Raw genomic sequence first — 17,779 nt, forward strand, 5'->3', positions numbered from 1 at the left:
AGTGAAGACAGTCATGCTCGTGTGTGCTGCGGGAATGAGCACAAGTTTGCTTGTGACGAAGATGCGCCGGGCAGCTCACGCAAAAGGCTTGGATATCACCATCTTTGCCGTATCTGCAACAGAGATAGATGATGTCCTTGAGACCAGAAAGGTTGATGCCTTGCTGCTCGGCCCGCAAGTGAAGTTCAGAAGGGAAGAAATAGAAGCAAGGTTGCAAGGAGAGAATATTCTGCTTGATGAAATCAACATCCAGCATTATGGCATGATGGATGGAGAAAAAGTACTGCAGCAAGCACTGAGTCTTGTAGGAAGCTAGTATTTTCATAAAACTTAGAAGAAACGAGGGGAGAACATGCAGAAACTTATTGAGAACCTGGAAAGCAAGATGGGTCCACTTGCAATGAAGCTTGATGGAAACAGGTATATTACGGCAATTAAAGACGGATTTTTTGGTGTTATGTCCCTATTGATTATCGGTTCGATCTTTTTGCTGCTTGGCAATATTCCAATCGGGGGCTATGCCGAATTCATGAGTTCCCTGTTAGGGGAAGATTGGGCATCCTACTTTACTGTTCCTTATGATGTGACAATGAATGTGATGACAGTGTATGTCATCATTGCAATGGCAAGAAGTCTTTCGCGCACATATAAGCTCGATGGCATTGCCTGTATCAGCATTGTTGTCGTAGCATTCCTCATTCTAACACCGATGTTAGAGCTGAAAGACGGCGGATTAGGTATCCCTGTAACTAATCTTGGCGCAAGCGGCTTATTCCTAGGGATGATTGTTGCGATTGCAGCTGTTGAAATCGTCCGTTATATCGATAAAAAAGGCTGGAAAATCAAGATGCCTGATTCTGTTCCTGAAAATGTGGCCAGATCCTTTTCAGCACTTATTCCAGCATTGTTTGTTATTATCGTCTTCAATCTTGTCCGCATCATCTTTTCATTAACACCATTTGGGACAGTTCAAGCCTTCATTTATCATTATCTTCAAGTTCCACTCCTGTATTTAGGAGACACATTGCCGGCGACTTTAATTGTTACCGTCTTTGAAGGAGTTCTATGGAGCTTCGGTATTCACGGTTCCAATGTTGTCAGCGGTATTATGAAGCCAATCTGGCTTGCTTTAACAGCAGACAATGCAGCTGCATTCAGTGCAGGTGAAGCCATTCCGCATATTATCAACTTCCAGTTTTACGCGAACTTCATGAAGGTCGGCGGCTTTGGAGGCACACTTGGACTTGCTATTATTTTGTTATTGTTCGCTAAATCAAAGCAGTATAAAACATTAGGCAAGCTGGCGATTGGACCTGGGATTTTCGGTATTAACGAACCGCTTATTTTCGGGATTCCGATTGTTTTAAACCCAATTATGATGATTCCGTTTATTTTAAATCCGCTGATTTTGGCAACAGTTGCATACTTTGCAATGGCATCTGGAATCGTGCCGCTGACAAATGGCACGAATATCCCTTGGACGACACCGCCGATTATTGCCGGCTTTCTCGTCAGCGGCTGGAAAGGCGCATTACTTAACGTCGTGCAAATCGGTATTTCTATCCTTCTGTACTATCCATTCTTCAAATCTGTCGACAGAATAGCATTGCAGAATGAGAAGGAGCAAGAAAAAACAGAAATCTCCAATGATGGCGGAGTTAACTTCAACTAATGAAATGCCAAATAAAAGGCAGGAAAAGGACGTGATATAGAAATGGCAGAGGATGCAATGGAGCTGACAGGCTTTACAATTATCAGCAATGTGGGAATGGCAAAAAGCCTCGTCATGGAAGCTCTCTATGCAGCGAAAAAAGGAGAATATGAGCTGGCAGAACAGAAACTGAAAGAATCTCAAAACTTTTTCCTCATCAGCCACAAGACACATAGCGCATTGATTCAAAGGGAAGCAAACGGCGAAAGCCTGCCGTTTTCCCTCCTCTTCATGCACGCAGAAGACCAGCTTATGAGCGCTGAGACAACTTATGAGCTGGTCAAAGAAATGATTGATATGTATAAACGATTAGATGTAATAGAAAAAGGCAGTGTCAACAGCTGACACTGCCTTTTTTTATGCGCGAAAATTCCTAATTATTGTCGCGAGCGTAATCAGGCCCTCCTCGAGCTCCTCGAAGGAAGCGTACGAATAAGACAGGCGGATATGGCTGTTGAAGTTGCCGTAAAGTGTGCCTGGATTAATAAGAATACCGTGCTGAAGGGCTTTTTTAAACAGCAACTGCAGCGGGATTTCCTTTATTAGTGACAGCCATATATAAAAGCCGCCTGCCGGCTGTTCCCAAACAGCAAGATCTGCGAAATAGGTGGACAGAAGCTTCTGTACAAAATCCCGTCTAACCTTCAGTTCATGCCGCATTTTCTCTATATGCATGTCATATTGGCCATTTGTTAAAAGCTTTGCGACAGCAAACTGGGAGAGTGTACTCGAGCCGTAATCTGTTTGCATCTTAATGTCTGCGAGCCTTTCAATGACAGGCTCTGGGGCTGCGATAAATCCGATGCGAAGTCCTGGCCCTAACACCTTCGACATGCTGCCTACATACAAAACATTGCCATGTTTATCAAGTGCCTTTAAGGGAGGCGGCGGTGGTGAGTCAAACCATAAATCACCGTAAACATCATCTTCCAAAATAGGCATTCGTTCTTTAGCACATGCCTCCAGCAGCTCCATCCGTTTCGTTTCTGCCATGCAGTAACCTGTTGGGTTATGAAAGGTAGGCGTCGTATACAGCAGTGCCGTATTATGCAGCCGTTTTGCCCGGCTAATCGCCGAGAAAGACAGCTCACCGTTAAGTGGAACCATCCGAATTCCTGCCGATGGAAACACCATAATGGAATTTAAATAAGACGGTGATTCTGTCAAAATGGCAGAATTTTGGTCGAGCAGGCCGACTGAAATCAGCTGCAATGCCTGAATGGCTCCAGAAACAATCATTATGGAATTTGGTGTCGTGCCAATCCCCTTTTTTTGCAAATAGTCACTTACAGCCTTTCTTAAGAGAAAGCTGCCTTTTCCTTCTGGATAGCTTAATGACAAAGCAGCTGTTTCTGCGAAGGCCTGCTGAATCATCGCAGTCGGCAGAAGGCTTGGAGACAGCTCACCTGTTCCAAGTCTAATGATAGTAGGGGAGAATTCTGCTTTGTTTATCTCTTGAATCATTTGAATATTAGGCAGATGAGTTCCTGATTGAACATAAGTTTTCCAGTCGGCACGTGATCCTGCTGTAAGCGAACTCCATGTATTTTGACAAACGACTGTGCCTCGTCCGACTTGTGATTCAATCCAGCCATCTGCCTTCAGCTCCTCTAACGCATACACAACCGTGCTTCTGTTGACCTGGAAATTGTCAGCTAACTCTCGTTGGGGAGGCAGCTTGTAGCCAACAGGCCAGTTCCCTGAAATAATCTGTTTTTGAATAAATTCGTAAATTTGCTGATAGAGAGGAAGAGCACCCTGCTTGCTTGGCTTCCAGTGATTATCCATACTTGTTCTCCTGTTTTTGTCTCATTATATAAAATGGTTGGGGAGATTACCAACCAATTGGTTGGAGACAAGGACGAAGTGTTGCCGTAAACTGATGGATATTAACGATTTGGAGGGAATATCATGCTAGAAGCAGCTATTCATGGAATGTTATTAGCACTAGGGCTCATCCTGCCTTTAGGTGTGCAAAATATATTTATTTTTAACCAAGGAGCAGGCCACAGGAAGTTCCGCAGCAGTTTGCCTGCCATTTTGACAGCAAGCATTTGTGACACCTTGTTGATTTTGCTTGCAGTATTAGGAGTATCGTTGTTTTTATTTCAATTCATTTGGCTGAAAAACCTCCTCTTTATAGCAGGGGCATGCTTCCTTATCTATATGGGCTATGCAATATGGAAAAGCAAGCCGAAGACAGACGGCGGCCACACACTTACACCTGGTAAGCAAGTCGGCTTTGCCATGTCCGTTTCGCTGTTGAATCCACATGCAATTATGGATACAGTCGGAGTAATCGGCACAAGCTCGCTTATCTACAGCGGCACAGAAAAGCAGCTGTTTACTCTAGCCTGCATCGCCGTATCTTGGGTTTGGTTTTTCTGCTTGGCAATTGCCGGAAGAATGCTAGGCAAAGCAGATAAGTCAGGAAAGCTGCTTGTTCTGCTCAACAAAGCTTCCGCTCTCGTTATGTGGGCAATGGCAATTGTGATGGTCAAACAGCTTCTATAACAACCCTTCATGTTTAAAACCCCTCCTTTAGTGATAACAATAGGAATAATACATAAAGGAGGAATTTTACAGATGAAGTGGAGAATGCTAGGATTGCCAATACTAGCAGTTGCCATCATTATGGGCAGTTGTACTGCAAATAACGATAATGAAACAGACCATAATCATACAGATGAAGAACATACACATACAGGCACTGCTGAACTGCCAGAAGGATTAGAGCTTGCCGCTGAACCAAAATTCATTGACGGCAGCCAAGTGACCATCCTCGCTGATCATATGAAGGGCATGAAAGATGCTGAAGGAACGGTGCTAAGCTCCTATGATACGATTGCATATGAAGTATCCTATACTCCTGTTGGCGGAGGCGAAATGGTGCATAACCACAAATGGGTCGTGCAGGAGGAAATAAAAGACGCCGGCAACGAAAAGCTTGCCCCAGGAACAGAAGTAACCCTAGAAGCGGACCATATGGAAGGTATGAAAGGCGCAGAAGCAGTGATCGATGCAGCGGTAGAAACTACTGTTTACATGGTCGACTATACACCAGCAAACGGTGGAGAAAAAGTGACGAATCATAAGTGGCTGACAGAGGATGAACTCGAGGCTAGATAGTGAGGGAAGGAAGCTTGTTATAAGGACAGGCTTCTTTTTTTTCTTAACTGTAAAAATATGGGGCAGCTAACAAATAAGCTCAGCTGTTGTTAAGCTTATCCATTTATTAGTCTATTAAACGAACATAACTAAGATAACATCCTTCTCACCAATCATTTTTATAATAAAAGAAATATTGAAATACTGCGGCAATAAGGGGTTATCGTATTTAGCATAGCTATTATAAGTAAGATTTATAGTAGTGCATTTATGCTTAAACTTAGTTCGCGTGAATTTTTTTATGATTTTTACCTCTACTTATATGTAAAAAAGCTTACATTTGGTTCTGCCATAATATCACTAATAACTGAAAGAAGTAGAGGTGTATTCAGAATAGGGTAACTCCATTTTTTGTGTTGTTAACTAAATGCTTACTTCAAAAGCCGATCTTCCTCCAAAAATGTGCAAACAGTCTAGAAATCTTGTGTAAATTTTACATTTTCTCCAATGCTTTTCAAAAACAACTCTTATATTATTAACACATATTAAAGTATGTGAGGTTTATTAACAACTATTGTCACTTTTCATAACGGATGGAAAGGAGCATTTGTCAGACTGTAAAAGGGCTCTTTATAACTTAAATTTTCATAATAATCATAATATTCAAGTTGTTGAATCACTTATTTAAAAGGAGATGATGGAACATGTCTACAAACTTGGCAAGTCAACCAATTGCAGAAGCAACACTTCCAAATGGGGGAGATGTAGATGAATCATTAAGACCGAAATCGGTTGAAGAAAGAAGTGTCGGTAAGCTTTCGTACATGTTCATGTGGATTGGTGATGGCGTTAATTTAGGGAATATGACCTTAGGTGCAAGCTTGATTGTCGCTGGAGCAGCAACGCTGAATCTTATGCAAACATTCGTAGCTGCGATTATTGCGATTGGAATTATATCTATATTTTTTACATTGAATGACCGGCTCGGTTATAAAACGGGAGTTCCTTATGTTATGCAGCTGCGGATGTCTTTTGGGATCAAGGGTTCTGCCATTACAGCTTTATTGCGTGGGGTTCCTGCCATCATCTGGTTTGGCTTCCAAAGCTGGCTTGGCGGTACAGCTTTGAATGAGATTGCGAAAATAGTGACAGGCGGTGCTTTTGATAATACGGTTATCTGCTTTGTAGTGATACAGCTAGTGCAAATTGTTCTTTCTTTATATGGATTCCACGCAATTAAATGGGTCGAGATTTTAGCATCTGTTGTTATCATGCTGGGACTTGTTTATGTGTTTTATCTTCTTATGGCATCACACCGCGAAATTATTGCAGAAAGATGGGTTCATTCTGAAGGGACATGGGGGCTGCCATTCTTTGCATTCATCATGGTGTTCCTCGGCAACTATGCAGCCATTTTCCTAAGTGCAGCAGATTACTCTCGTGAGTTGAAATCAGGTGTCAGCAGCACAAAGCGCGGCTTCTTATACTTCTCACCAATCTTCATTGCTTATGGTTTTGTTCTTACAATCGGTGCGATGCTTGCATCAGCAACAGGTATCTCAAATCCGGTCAAAGCATTTGCAGTAGTGGTTGATAATCCTTATATAACGGCAGCTGTTTCGGCATTTATTGTGATTGGTGCTATTGCTGTAAATATGGTAGCGAACATCATTCCGCCAACATATGTGATTACCATGCTGACAAAAGCGAAATACAAAGTTGCTGTCATCATTACGGGCCTGCTTGCATTTGGTTCATTCCCATGGGTGCTTGTCCAAGATGATTCAGCAGCCGGCTTGAACACATTTGTGTTAATCTACTCCGCCTTTTTAGGTCCAATTGTTGCCATCTTGCTCGTAGAATATTATCTATTGCGAAGACAAACGGTGAATGTTGCTGATTTATATGACGAAACCGGCCCGTTTGCAGGCTTCAATCCTTGTGCAATTATTGCGATGCTGCTCGGTGCAGGTGCTGCATTTATTGAAGTAGATCTCGGCTGGATTGTTGGAGTTATTGTTGGCGGATTGTCGTACTTCCTGTTGATGAAATATACCTTTAAAGATTCGGTCTTCAAGAAAGGAACAATATTCGAGCGGTAATGGTATAAACATATGAGAAAAAAGGAGAGATAGTAATGTTTGATATGCTGATTCAGAACGGAAAGGTTGTTTTTCCTGATAAAGTACAGACAACAAATATCGGAGTTAAAGACGGCAGGATTGTGGCGTTTGGTGCTGAGTTAGCAGGAGCAGACTCTGTTATTGATGCAGCTGGACAGTATGTTTTTCCAGGCATGATTGATGTGCATGTTCATTTCAGTGATCCTGGCCGTGATTATTGGGAAGGCTTTTGCACAGGCTCACAAATGATGGCAGCTGGCGGTGTGACAACCTTCTTTGATATGCCACTAAACGGCATTCCTTCTACTGTAAACAAAGAAGCTCTTTACTTGAAAAGTGACAGAGGAAAGGCAGAATCTTACACAGATTTCGCCTTATGGGGCGGACTTGTTCCTGGCAATGAAGAGGATTTAGCAGAGCTTGCAGAAGAGGGCGTGATTGGCTTTAAGGCATTCCTGTCTACAACAGGCAATAAGGAATTCGAAAATGTCGATGATATCACCTTGCTGAATGGAATGAAGATTATCGCCGGCTTAGGGAAGGTGCTTGCGCTTCACTCTGAAAGCGGTCCGATTACAGACTGGCTTGCTGCCCGTAAGATAGAGGCAGGACATGTAACAGCAGATGATTATTTAGAAACACGTCCGGTTGCTGCCGAAGCAGAAGCAGTACAGCGTGCTTTGTATTATGCAGAAGTAACTGGCTGTCCCTTGCATTTTGTTCATATCAGCTCACATGAGGCAATCACAAAGATTGAAGAGGCAAAGAAAAAAGGCATGGATGTTACCGTCGAAACATGCCCGCATTATTTGCTGTTTAACCATGAAGCACTGCGTGATTACGGTCCTGTTGCTAAATGTGCTCCGCCTTTGCGCAAACAAGACGAACAGGAAAAGCTCATCAAACTCCTGATCGACCAGAAATTTGATATGATTTCCTCCGATCACTCCCCATGTACAAGTGATTTGAAGGACTCGGCTGTATATAATATTTTTCAAGCATGGGGCGGCATTAGCGGCGGCCAGTTTTCCTTCTTGTCGATGATGGAATTAGCGTTAAAATACGAGATTCCTTTTGAACAAATCGCCAATATCACAGCCTTAAATCCAGCCGAACGATTTGGACTGAAAGCAAAAGGTAAAATTGCTGAAGGCTATGACGCTGACTTTATCCTTGTGTCTACAGATGAACCATTTACTGTGAGTGAAGATAATTTCTTTGCGAAAAATAAAATCAGCTTATATATAGGCCATACTTTTCCTTGCAGAATAAACAGCACGATTAATCGAGGCAAACTTCTATTTCATGATGGAAGGATTCAGGCAGCTGGCCCTGAAGGAGAATGGATTAAACCAGTACAACAAATAGAAATCAAATCCTAAACCAAAAGTGTTTAGGATTTTTTCTATGTTAGTTAATGGTATAATTTACCTTAAGAGATTATGTACGAGGAGGAAAACAGAGTGGATGCCAGAATACAAGCATTGGTAGATTATACGAAAGAGAAGCTTAGTTTAGGAAACTATTATCTTTACTCCTGTGACCTTGATAGAAAAGTAACAAATCAGAACAAAACAGTGTACTCATTGGAAATGGAATGGCTGCCTGAGCATATTAAAGCATATGATGAGGAGGACGAGGTTCCAGAAGGGACAGCTTCTGTCAGTATTTCAATAGATACAAAGCGGTTTAATAGTATTATATTTGTTGGTGGAAAATCGTATTTAGATAAGCCTGTTCTGCAGGTGAAGAATAAAAAAGAGATAATCCGTTGGATAGAGAGGGAATCGGGTTTAACGTATGAAGAAGATTTTATATCCTGGCAGGAAGATGAGGACAAGCTTTCTTTTATTAGGATAATCGATGGATTGGAGATTCGTCCGAAAGAGTGGATGGAAATTGAATTTGATGAAGCAGGACAACTTGTCTTTTATAGTGTATATGGAAGCTTTATAGATAAGCTGGTAATCAGAAACGAACCGTACACACTTAATCTCCATAAAGCAGAACATTTGGTTAAGAAGCAATTCCAGCAATGGGATTTTTCAGCAATGGAGCAACAGCGAATTGTGCCCGCATATGCGATTGAGGAAGTCTATATCCGTAATGACCTGACCGGAACGCTGCCCTTTGATTTGTCTGAAAATACCCAGAAAGTTAATTTTGTATTGGAATGGGCTGAACCGATATATAAACGATTTAAACGAAAGCCAGTTAAGCTTTTGGAGGAATTAACGCCAGAACAGGCTTTTGCATGTGAACCGCATCCGGAAACCTTCCCAATATCAGATAATGTTGTCCAAATATGCGTGAAAGAGGTGAAATGTTTCCTGCAGAAGATGCACCCAAATGATTCATGCAAGTGGAGAATGACTGAAATTCACCGTCGCTATAATTATATTGGTGTGAAGCTAGTACAGAATCAACAGTCGCGGAATATTTTAAATAGAAAACTACTAATCATGCTGGATGGCAGCAGCTTTAAGGCATTTAATTATATGGACAATGAAATGATGCTAGATAGCTTTCCAGAGTATAAAAAGCCGAGGGAAATCAAAATTTCCCAACAGGAAGCATATGAAGCAATAAAGGATTACCTCATTTTGAAGCCATACTATGTTTACGACAAAGAAAAAGAAGAATACGTCTTATGCGGATTCCTTGACTGCCACCATTATGTAGACGGAGAAACAGGCAAAGTCGGACTCTTAAATGACCTGTGAGAACATAAAAAAGGGCTGCTAGATAGCAGCCCTTTATAATTAGAATTTTGCAGCAGCAGTTGCAGCTTTAGAAACACCAGCAGCAATGATTTCTGCAGCTTGATCTGGGTTTTGGTTGTGTCCTTCAATGATAATTGTTTCAGGATTTTGTACGCCCCAGAATGCAAGGATTGTTTTTACATAACGAACTGCTAATTCAACAGAAGCAGCAGGTCCTTCAGAGTAAACGCCGCCAGCAGCGTTCAATAGCATAACTTTCTTATCGCCAACAAGGCCTTCTGGACCTTCAGCAGTGTAACGGAAAGTTTTGCCTGCTTGGCTCAAGTAGTCAAGGTATGTGTGCAATACTGCAGGCACAGTGAAGTTCCACAATGGGAAACCGAATACTACTTTATCAGCAGCAAGGAATTGATCCAAGTATTTAGTTACTAGGTCAGATGCAGCTTTTTCGCCTTCTGTTAATTCCATTCCTCTAGCAAGCTTGAACATACCGTTGATTTTGTCGTTGTCCAAGTAAGGAAGGTTTTCTTGGAAAAGATCCAATTCAGTGATTGTGTCTTCTGGATGAGTTTCTTTGTAGCTTTGCAAGAAAGCATCATATAACTGAACGCTCACTGCTTGATCAGCTGGACGTGAGTTTGCTTTTATGAATAATACGTTTGCCATTCTTAAACACCTCTATTTTAAATTTTATATATTTCTAGCAGTTATAGTTAAACGCTTATCGTTTAAACAACATGTGTTGCTTACTTTATGATAGAATATAATTATACTAGTAGCAATCGTCATTATTTTTAATATGTAGCCTAAACAACATAAGTCGAAAAATGTCGTTTAGTTCAATATATAGAACATTTTTTTTACATATGGAGGTGGGGAAAATGGAAACGACCACAACAAAAAGCGACCCAAGAGTACTTAGAACGAGACAGCTTATTTTGGATGCCTTTACTGTTTTAATCCAGGAGAAGGATTTCAAAGACATAACCGTCAAGGATATCACGGAAAAAGCAACCATCAACAGAGCAACCTTTTATGCACATTTCCTCGATAAATATGAGCTGTTGGACCTGACATTACTTGATGGTTTCAGAGAAACACTGCATCAGCGTCTTTCTTGTCATGCCGTCTTCAACGAAAATTCACTGAGCAGCCTATTTTACGTGATGTGCCAATACCATCAAGAATTAAGCGGCCAATGTGCCAAAAACTATGAATCTCTCGGCGACCACTTCCAGAATAAGATGATTGAGGCAGTTTACGATGTCATCCTTCATCTTCTGGAGCATGAGACAAATCCGAAGGACGAGCATATCGCAATAGCCACCTCATTAAGCTGGGGCATTTACGGAGCGAGTTACACTTGGAATAAAGAAGGCAGAAAAAGATCTGTAGAAGAGCTTATTGAGCAGGTTGTACCGATGTGGACAAGCGGTTTAGAGCATTATTTTAAGGGATAAGTTAAAACAGAAAAAACACCGTCGATTCGGATGATATTGGCGGTGTTTTTTCTTCTATCTTAAATTAGGAATTTAGTTTTTTCCAAGTACATCTTTACATAGAAGAGAAGATATCCTGTTTTTGTTCCTTCACCATAGCTGCATACTGTTCATTTCCAAGCAGTTCAAAGATAAAAAGCGACTTCCTGTATGCCTCTTTGACAGCATCCAAGTCCTCATCCAATTCTTCTAAGCATTCTCCCCGCTGGAAATACAGCTGGCCGGCCATTGAGATATCTTCCTTTTGTTTAGTAAGAGCGATGCCGCTGTCGGCATGCTCTAAGGACCGTATATATTCTTTTTGCAGAAAGAATAATTTCGAAATATTATAATGAAGCTTAATTTGGAATTTATGCTGCTGTTTCAAAAATTCTTGATAAGAAAGGATTTTTTTATATTGCCGCAGGCTTTTCTGAAACAGGCTGTTTTCTGCATAGATGATAGCGATGCTGTTTTGAATACGGAAATCAATGAAGTCTTGCCCGAAAAGGGGATGATCATCATCGAGAAGATTCTCCAGTTCCTTGATAGCGATTCGATAATCGTATTTTTGCAGATAATAACCAGACACAATATGCACCCACGCTATCAGCTGTTCGAATTTATAGCCGAGATTTCTGTTTCCTTGCTTTCGTTCACTTTGACAAATTTCATAGGCTTCTTTATAATTTTTTTGTTTCATTAAATCTTCCAGAAGCTCTTCTGTTTCTTTAATATAATCCTCGGCATCATTTAAGAGAATTTTATATAAATATTCTAGCGTTACCTTCAAGCGAATAGAGATAATATACAGAATATCCACACTTGGATAGCCCCTGCCAGCTTCAATGCCGCTGATTGTCGCCTGTGTACAGATTCCGTCTGCAAGCTGTGTTTGTGAAAGCTTATTCAGTTTCCGCAGCCGCTTAACCTCTTCCCCAAGTGCTTTAGCGTTCAACTCTACCATCATTCTCACCATTTTATAAAAATTTTTATATTTTTTGAGGGAAATCCAGCTTTTCTGCCTCTCATTATAGCATATCCGTTGAGACAAGCTCTCATCATAAACGCACCGATTCTTCAGCCAAAGTATACTGGAAAAAAAGCGAAAGATGAGGGTGATCTTATGAAAAAACTATTTGCAGCCATTTTGTTGTTTGGTCTATTGATCTCACCATTTGGAAACATAACTCAATCCTTAGACACTTCAGTCGTTAAGGCAGCCGGACTGCCATTTGAGCATTGATAAGTTTTGCAGATATTCACCATGAGTCGCTAATCTCATTCTAAATAGGAGGTTCAACCATATGCTGTCATTGGGAAAAAAGGTCAAATATAAAGGGAGAAAATACCGAATTATACATATCTATAACTCTGGTTTCCTGGAAATAAAGGATCTTCAGCAAAACAGCTATACGGTAGAGCTTGTCAGACGGTCAGAAATTGAGCTGGTTGGTGGAACAGAATAATAGATAGTGAGCTGCTAATTTGCGGCTCTTTTTTTATGCAGTTTTGGTATCATTCGCTAAACAATGATGTTATTAATATTTCAATTATGGATTGTTTAGTTTCGTAAAAGAATTACTGGCAATTGAACCTTATGCATATAAAGGGGACTATACAGCCGTGATTAATTGGATTTTTATGATGCACCGTAATAAACTTGCATATTATGAAAAAAGGGGCATACTAGCTGCCAACAAATGAAAATAAAGGGGAATAAAGCCATACGAAGTTTGGCTTCATTTTTCTTTCCCCATATGCTTCTTCCGATAATTCAATGGCGAAATGTCATAAGTTTTTTTAAAAGCACTGGAAAAATAAGGACCATAGCTAAAGCCGCACTGCTCTGCAACAGACTGAATTGGATAATCTGTTTTAAGGAGCAGAATTCGGGCTTGCTCTAGGCGGTACGTATTTAAATATTCCAGTGCCGTTACTTTATAGAATCTTTTCATATACTTTGCAATCGTATTTTCATGAATATTAAATTCTTTTGCCAGAATCGTGTTCGTAATTGGTTTGTGATAATGATCGCGTATATATTGGGCAACTTTTTCAGAGATAATGTAGCCGCTGTCCTTTGCCATGCCTTGTGATTCTAATAGATTGATAAGAGAGAAGAAGCTGATCTGAATATCCCAGAAAGACAAATCCTTATTTTCCTTCGTGGTGGCCGCTAACAGCTGGTCTATTTTTTTATAAATTTCTTCATAATCAACTAGAGTGCATTGTTTTTGCAGGTGCAGTGTGTAACTGTGATTATGGAAATGCAATGCTGGGATGGGAATCGTTGATTCTAGCTTCACAGGTTGATTTTCTTCTGTATAGTAGCTGTTTGTATAGAAATGCAGCCAATAAAACTCTGTCTCCTCATCTGCCGGAATGGTGGAGAAATGGTGTTTGAAGGGCAGTAAGAGCAGCATCTCATTCTTATTAACTATAAATTCTTTCTTATTCTCCGTTAAATACAGCCGGCCTTTCTTCACAAGAATAATATCAAAATACTCTAATTCGCTTCTGTCCGGATGGCTTGTTCCTTTTTCATATAACGTTATATTGCCTTCAATAAAGATAGGAAAGGGCGGTACAGCGATTGAAACTATTTCCATCCAACTCACCTCTTTCTCTAAAAAAATTTTGTAAATCGAGTGAAATATCTTAAAAAATGATTAGAATCCTTTATGTTCAATGATAATTTATTTTGTTATATTTTAGTGGCGATATTAAAAGTTAGCGCTTTCAACTTATTATACCTTCAAAAACACCGTTGCGGGATAGGAAATTACCACAGTATTTTAAATAAAGGAGGTATTTTTTATGGAGAATAACCATTTTACATTAGAAATTTCACCGAGTGGAAATTTAACAAATTTAGTTTTAAAAGAAGATACACATCAAATGAATTGGGTCATTGACTCAAACTATCTTACGCAAACAGGATATGAAGAAAAAGATAAATTATTTGGGAGCTTTTCACTGACAGTTGACGGTATGAAGCTTACTAGTGCAGATACAGCCCCAGCAATTATAAGAGAAGCGGCCCAAGCTTTAGTCACATACACCTTTGAACAGATAGAAGTCATCATGAAGTACGATTTAAAGCAAGCTGAAGACAATCTCGTCTGGAATATAACGATAAAAAACCTGCAAGCAGAGGAAGTGAATATTTCTGATTTTGCCATCTGGTCTTCCTTTTCTTACGTGATGTTCCGCAAGAATGACCTTAATCAGCAAACCAATCATTCTGCGGCTGTATTTACTTTTATCTCTGCCGATTATTCGAAGCTGGCATGTATTCGCAGAAGTAATGAAGCCCCGCATTTAGGTATGTTTCAAACAAAAGGACAAACATTATCGGTAGGAACATACTGTGCGTATAATAATCTCTTTTTTGAAAGCGTTTCCCCATCTCTTGATGGTCTGCTTTTTCATCAATTAATCTTGGCAGGCGGATATCCAGATAGTTTTGAGAATGCCGATTGGTTATACAACAAAACTGACTTTGCGCTGTCTGGCTTAAGTGAGAAGGAATGGGAATACAAGCTGCAATCATTTGAAAGTCAGCAGGACTTCTATCAAATTGGCCAAGAGCAGCACGGCCATCCTGTTTTTAACTTTGAGCCCCTTGCGATAGCAGGTAAATATTATGATTTTTCGGTACAGCTGCCTGACAACAAGTATTTAACAGATGCCTATATCGAGTATTTGGACCGGAATGGCAACCGAAAGAAAGAAAATATTGTCGGTAAAATTAAACGCATGAAACAAACATACGCTGGGAAGCTGCTGTTCACTGTACCTGGCGAACATAAAATTACGATTGAAATAGATGACCAGTCTTTTGACAGCATTATCTTAAATGTAATGGAGCCAATCAAAACCATCATTGAAAATCGCTCCCGCTATATTAGCGATGTGTTATTTAATGGAGCAGACAGCGAAAATCCTTACAGCTATTCGCCGCTATCTAATCAAGGTGAGTCATTAGGAAAATTAAGCTTAGTATTGAAAAATAACCTGCTTGGTAAAGTGAATGCGAAAGAAGTACAGCAAGTAGAAGCAAGCTGCGTTCATTATATTCGTGAAAAATGGTTCGAAAACGGTGAGTTTACAAAGCCTGTTTACCTTTATGGCGACTTCTATCGCTGCATGGATTTCGAATATATAGCCCATGTTTTCTATCTTCTTTCCCAGTTCGATCAAGATATTTTGCAGCTGAATGAGCCAGATACCTATTTATCTTGGGCTGCCGACGTGTTCTCTTTAAGAGTAAACCCTGATCTCCACAATACGCCAAGAGGAAAAGAAGAAGCGCAAATGTTAGGGGTGTTTTTCTTATACATTGACGAATTAATGGCAGAGCTGAAAAATCGCGGACTAACAGAAAAATATGAAGAAATCAGCGCACTATGGTCTAACATAGCACAGACTGTAGCTAAAGACAGCTCGACATATAAAGCGGCCGTCACAGAGCATTTCTATGATAATGCCGGATTTGGGCCAGCTGCAGGAGCGTTGGCAAGCACAAAACATCATAACGCTGCCAAACGATATGGAGAATTAGTGCTTGCGAATATTGGCTTTTCTAATGACTTCCGCGCCCAAAGCCCTGACCGCTGGTGGGAGGCATTATCTTATATGATTCATTCCCTTTGGGGAGGAGTTACAGCAGCTGCCTGCTTGAAAGTTTACGAGGAATTACAGGATATCCGCTACTTAAAAGCGGCATACCGGGCAACAATCGGGATTCTTTACTGCTATGACACGAATGCAAAAGCAACAGATACGAAACTAACTACTGGAGAGGCTGCTTCCACTTACAGCATTGCTGGTCCTCATATAAACAGGCCAGACCTGTCTCGCAATCGCTTTGGTCAATCAACCTTCTTCCGAGATGGCGGTATATTTACCCGCTTATTTACAAAAGAAGAAGAGACAGCGGATTGGGATATGGGGGAAGAGCTGGTTGCCTATTTAGACGGATTCGGCAAGAAGACATTCTTGTATGAGGAAGACGGTAAAATCGCTGTTGTGAATGGTTCTATTGAAGATACAGAGGATGGACTGTTAGTCACAAGCTATGCCCCATACCCTTCTGAATATTATTTTTATGAAAAAGACTTACACTTCGTTTCAGAAAACGGCCGATTAATGCCGCAAATTTTGTTAGTAGATGGACAGTTCAAAGCGAAAGAACAATTACTGACTAGGGAGTGAGTGAGATGGAACAAAGCAGCACAGCTAAACAGTTACCAGAAAATAATATCGATGATAATAATTCAAAAATGCCCCTAAAACGCGTGTTAGCTTATGCAAGTACAGATACAGCCGGAAATTTGCTTTATTGTACGCTTACTAGTTTTATCATGTATTTTTATACCGATGTCTTTGGGATTTCTATTGCAGCAACAGGAACAATATTGCTGGTTGCCCGGATATTCGATGCATTAGATGCACCTATCTGGGGATTAATCATCGACCATACGAACACAAAACACGGAAAGAACCGCCCGTATTGGCTCTGGCTGGCCGTTCCTTTTGGTGTCATGTTCTTTTTAACATTTTTAGCTCCAGACTTATCGGGAAATGCGAAGGTAATTTACGCTTTAATCACCTATATTCTAATGGGGATTGTCTACACAGGAATTGCCACACCAATTACAGCGATTTTGCCGAACTTAACAAATAACTCCAATGAGCGTGTGCGCTTAAATTCATGGAGAAGCAATGGCGGCATGATCGGTTATTTAATTACTGCGTCCTTCACTCTGCCGCTTGTAGCCTTTTTTGGAAACGGAAACGATAAACTAGGCTTCCAAGTAACGGTTGGAATTTACGCTGTTATAGCAATTGCTTTAATGCTGTTTGCCTTCGCAGGAACAAAGGAAATCAATACAAAAACAATCAAATCCATCCCAATTCGCCAAAGCTTCAGAGCAGTTAAAGGAAATTGGCCATGGATAACATTAGTGCTTGCCTTCATCTTTTATTGGTTAGGCAACACATCAAGAACATCGACATTAATCTATTACTCCCAGTACAATTTAGATCAAAAATCTTTAGCATCCATACTAAATGGATTGGTCGTTTTCCAAATGATTTCAATCACGATTATTCCATTTATCGTGAAGAAATTTTTGAAAACGCACACACAAATCTTAGGCTTTGCTGTAGCAGCAATCGGTCAAGTAATTATTGCCTTCGCAGGAGCAAGTACGTCAATGATTATCTTTGGCTGGGTTATTGCTTCACTAGGAACAGGAATCGCCGTTACCTTGCCGTTTGCCATGCTGTCTGACACAGTCGACTATGGCGAATGGAAAACAGGTATCCGTGCCAGCGGCTTCCTAACAGCAATCGGCAGCTCCTTCTGTATCAAAATCGGAGCAGGCTTAGGCAGCTTTATTCCATCCATCATTATGGATAAAGCAGGCTATGTAGCCAACGCCACCCAAACAGCTTCCTCACTTGCAGCGATTAAGTTCTGCTTCACATGGCTGCCGGCAATCTTCTTTATAGTTGGAGCAGTAATTATGCTTAATTATAAAAAGTATGAGAAGAATGAGGAGAAGGTTCGGAATGAGTTGTTGTTGAAGCGGTAAATAGAATAGATTACGAGGCTTAAGTAAAACA

17 protein-coding genes are annotated in these 17,779 nt (G+C 40.6%); 13 read left to right on the forward strand and 4 right to left on the reverse strand.

Annotation, left to right across the window (positions count from 1 at the left end; translation table 11 throughout):
• The first annotated feature begins 1 nt into the window (after position 1).
• From ACLIJJ_RS11405 to ACLIJJ_RS11415, 3 genes are read left to right on the forward strand one after another with little or no spacing between them, the layout of a single operon-like run.
• Positions 2 to 316: a PTS sugar transporter subunit IIB gene (locus tag ACLIJJ_RS11405; protein WP_285109765.1), complete on the forward strand. Its 315-nt coding sequence runs from the start codon at positions 2 to 4 to the stop codon at positions 314 to 316.
• Between the two features lie 36 nt (positions 317 to 352).
• Positions 353 to 1,672 carry a PTS sugar transporter subunit IIC gene (locus ACLIJJ_RS11410; RefSeq protein ID WP_233315851.1) on the forward strand — a complete coding sequence of 440 codons (1,320 nt, stop codon included), beginning with the start codon at positions 353 to 355 and terminating at the stop codon, positions 1,670 to 1,672.
• A 42-nt stretch (positions 1,673 to 1,714) separates the two neighbouring features.
• Positions 1,715 to 2,056, forward strand: coding sequence for a PTS sugar transporter subunit IIA (locus ACLIJJ_RS11415; RefSeq protein ID WP_233315850.1), 342 nt, complete (start codon positions 1,715 to 1,717; stop codon positions 2,054 to 2,056).
• A gap of 12 nt (positions 2,057 to 2,068) precedes the next feature.
• Here ACLIJJ_RS11415 and ACLIJJ_RS11420 read toward each other — a convergent pair whose 3' ends face one another.
• Positions 2,069 to 3,499: an aminotransferase-like domain-containing protein gene (locus ACLIJJ_RS11420; RefSeq protein WP_411410891.1), complete on the reverse strand. Its 1,431-nt coding sequence runs from the start codon at positions 3,497 to 3,499 to the stop codon at positions 2,069 to 2,071.
• Positions 3,500 to 3,622: 123 nt separating this feature from the next.
• Between ACLIJJ_RS11420 and ACLIJJ_RS11425 the strand changes: the two genes are divergently transcribed.
• The 5 genes from ACLIJJ_RS11425 to ACLIJJ_RS11445 all read left to right on the forward strand — a co-directional run bounded on the left by ACLIJJ_RS11425 (position 3,623) and on the right by ACLIJJ_RS11445 (position 9,665).
• A complete protein-coding gene (locus tag ACLIJJ_RS11425) occupies positions 3,623 to 4,225 on the forward strand; it encodes a LysE/ArgO family amino acid transporter (RefSeq protein ID WP_237942027.1) in 603 nt (200 codons plus the stop codon).
• A 72-nt stretch (positions 4,226 to 4,297) separates the two neighbouring features.
• A complete protein-coding gene (locus ACLIJJ_RS11430) occupies positions 4,298 to 4,840 on the forward strand; it encodes a YdhK family protein (protein ID WP_233315847.1) in 543 nt (180 codons plus the stop codon).
• A gap of 683 nt (positions 4,841 to 5,523) precedes the next feature.
• Positions 5,524 to 6,921 carry an NCS1 family transporter gene (locus ACLIJJ_RS11435; RefSeq protein WP_233315846.1) on the forward strand — a complete coding sequence of 466 codons (1,398 nt, stop codon included), beginning with the start codon at positions 5,524 to 5,526 and terminating at the stop codon, positions 6,919 to 6,921.
• A 29-nt stretch (positions 6,922 to 6,950) separates the two neighbouring features.
• Positions 6,951 to 8,324, forward strand: a complete 1,374-nt coding sequence (gene allB, locus ACLIJJ_RS11440) for an allantoinase AllB (protein WP_411410913.1) — start codon at positions 6,951 to 6,953, stop codon at positions 8,322 to 8,324.
• 81 nt (positions 8,325 to 8,405) lie between these two features.
• Positions 8,406 to 9,665, forward strand: a complete 1,260-nt coding sequence (locus ACLIJJ_RS11445; RefSeq protein WP_411410892.1) for a hypothetical protein — start codon at positions 8,406 to 8,408, stop codon at positions 9,663 to 9,665.
• A 39-nt stretch (positions 9,666 to 9,704) separates the two neighbouring features.
• Here the strand turns inward: ACLIJJ_RS11445 and ACLIJJ_RS11450 are convergent, their stop codons facing one another.
• Entirely contained in the window at positions 9,705 to 10,331 is a 627-nt protein-coding gene (locus tag ACLIJJ_RS11450; RefSeq protein ID WP_233315844.1) for an FMN-dependent NADH-azoreductase, read from the reverse strand.
• A 215-nt stretch (positions 10,332 to 10,546) separates the two neighbouring features.
• Here ACLIJJ_RS11450 and ACLIJJ_RS11455 point away from each other — a divergent pair, with 215 nt between their 5' ends.
• A complete protein-coding gene (locus tag ACLIJJ_RS11455; RefSeq protein ID WP_233315843.1) occupies positions 10,547 to 11,125 on the forward strand; it encodes a TetR/AcrR family transcriptional regulator in 579 nt (192 codons plus the stop codon).
• 94 nt (positions 11,126 to 11,219) lie between these two features.
• Here ACLIJJ_RS11455 and ACLIJJ_RS11460 read toward each other — a convergent pair whose 3' ends face one another.
• Positions 11,220 to 12,113 (reverse strand): helix-turn-helix domain-containing protein, encoded by an 894-nt coding sequence (locus ACLIJJ_RS11460; protein WP_248574457.1) that lies wholly within the window; start codon positions 12,111 to 12,113, stop codon positions 11,220 to 11,222.
• Between the two features lie 75 nt (positions 12,114 to 12,188).
• Between ACLIJJ_RS11460 and ACLIJJ_RS11465 the strand changes: the two genes are divergently transcribed.
• Both ACLIJJ_RS11465 and ACLIJJ_RS11470 read left to right on the forward strand, forming a co-directional pair.
• Entirely contained in the window at positions 12,189 to 12,389 is a 201-nt protein-coding gene (locus ACLIJJ_RS11465) for a hypothetical protein (protein WP_411410893.1), read from the forward strand.
• Positions 12,390 to 12,450: 61 nt separating this feature from the next.
• Positions 12,451 to 12,612, forward strand: a complete 162-nt coding sequence (locus ACLIJJ_RS11470) for a hypothetical protein (RefSeq protein ID WP_233315841.1) — start codon at positions 12,451 to 12,453, stop codon at positions 12,610 to 12,612.
• A gap of 273 nt (positions 12,613 to 12,885) precedes the next feature.
• Here ACLIJJ_RS11470 and ACLIJJ_RS11475 read toward each other — a convergent pair whose 3' ends face one another.
• On the reverse strand, positions 12,886 to 13,755 hold the full coding sequence (locus ACLIJJ_RS11475) for an AraC family transcriptional regulator (RefSeq protein WP_251646563.1): 870 nt from the start codon (positions 13,753 to 13,755) through the stop codon (positions 12,886 to 12,888).
• Positions 13,756 to 13,963: 208 nt separating this feature from the next.
• On the opposite strand from ACLIJJ_RS11475, the gene ACLIJJ_RS11480 reads away from it, so the two are divergent.
• Together ACLIJJ_RS11480 and ACLIJJ_RS11485 are read left to right on the forward strand one after the other, a co-directional pair.
• Complete coding sequence (locus ACLIJJ_RS11480; RefSeq protein ID WP_411410894.1) at positions 13,964 to 16,363, forward strand: hypothetical protein; 2,400 nt, start codon at positions 13,964 to 13,966, stop codon at positions 16,361 to 16,363.
• Positions 16,364 to 16,368: 5 nt separating this feature from the next.
• Positions 16,369 to 17,748 carry a glycoside-pentoside-hexuronide (GPH):cation symporter gene (locus ACLIJJ_RS11485; RefSeq protein WP_411410895.1) on the forward strand — a complete coding sequence of 460 codons (1,380 nt, stop codon included), beginning with the start codon at positions 16,369 to 16,371 and terminating at the stop codon, positions 17,746 to 17,748.
• Positions 17,749 to 17,779: the final 31 nt, after the last annotated feature.

It is taken from the genome of Niallia laureatilytica, assembly GCF_046613985.1.
Taxonomy (GTDB): domain Bacteria; phylum Bacillota; class Bacilli; order Bacillales; family Cytobacillaceae; genus Niallia.

Bases quoted from the DNA above. Each gene is read 5' to 3' on its own strand.
- ACLIJJ_RS11410 (WP_233315851.1), top strand. From the start codon at position 353: ATGCAGAAACTTATTGAGAACCTGGAAAGCAAGATGGGTCCACTTGCA.
- ACLIJJ_RS11415 (WP_233315850.1), top strand. From the start codon at position 1,715: ATGGCAGAGGATGCAATGGAGCTGACAGGCTTTACAATTATCAGCAAT.
- ACLIJJ_RS11420 (WP_411410891.1), bottom strand. From the start codon at position 3,499: ATGGATAATCACTGGAAGCCAAGCAAGCAGGGTGCTCTTCCTCTCTAT.
- ACLIJJ_RS11425 (WP_237942027.1), top strand. From the start codon at position 3,623: ATGCTAGAAGCAGCTATTCATGGAATGTTATTAGCACTAGGGCTCATC.
- ACLIJJ_RS11430 (WP_233315847.1), top strand. From the start codon at position 4,298: ATGAAGTGGAGAATGCTAGGATTGCCAATACTAGCAGTTGCCATCATT.
- ACLIJJ_RS11435 (WP_233315846.1), top strand. From the start codon at position 5,524: ATGTCTACAAACTTGGCAAGTCAACCAATTGCAGAAGCAACACTTCCA.
- ACLIJJ_RS11450 (WP_233315844.1), bottom strand. From the start codon at position 10,331: ATGGCAAACGTATTATTCATAAAAGCAAACTCACGTCCAGCTGATCAA.
- ACLIJJ_RS11455 (WP_233315843.1), top strand. From the start codon at position 10,547: ATGGAAACGACCACAACAAAAAGCGACCCAAGAGTACTTAGAACGAGA.
- ACLIJJ_RS11460 (WP_248574457.1), bottom strand. From the start codon at position 12,113: ATGATGGTAGAGTTGAACGCTAAAGCACTTGGGGAAGAGGTTAAGCGG.
- ACLIJJ_RS11470 (WP_233315841.1), top strand. From the start codon at position 12,451: ATGCTGTCATTGGGAAAAAAGGTCAAATATAAAGGGAGAAAATACCGA.
- ACLIJJ_RS11475 (WP_251646563.1), bottom strand. From the start codon at position 13,755: ATGGAAATAGTTTCAATCGCTGTACCGCCCTTTCCTATCTTTATTGAA.
- ACLIJJ_RS11480 (WP_411410894.1), top strand. From the start codon at position 13,964: ATGGAGAATAACCATTTTACATTAGAAATTTCACCGAGTGGAAATTTA.
- ACLIJJ_RS11485 (WP_411410895.1), top strand. From the start codon at position 16,369: ATGGAACAAAGCAGCACAGCTAAACAGTTACCAGAAAATAATATCGAT.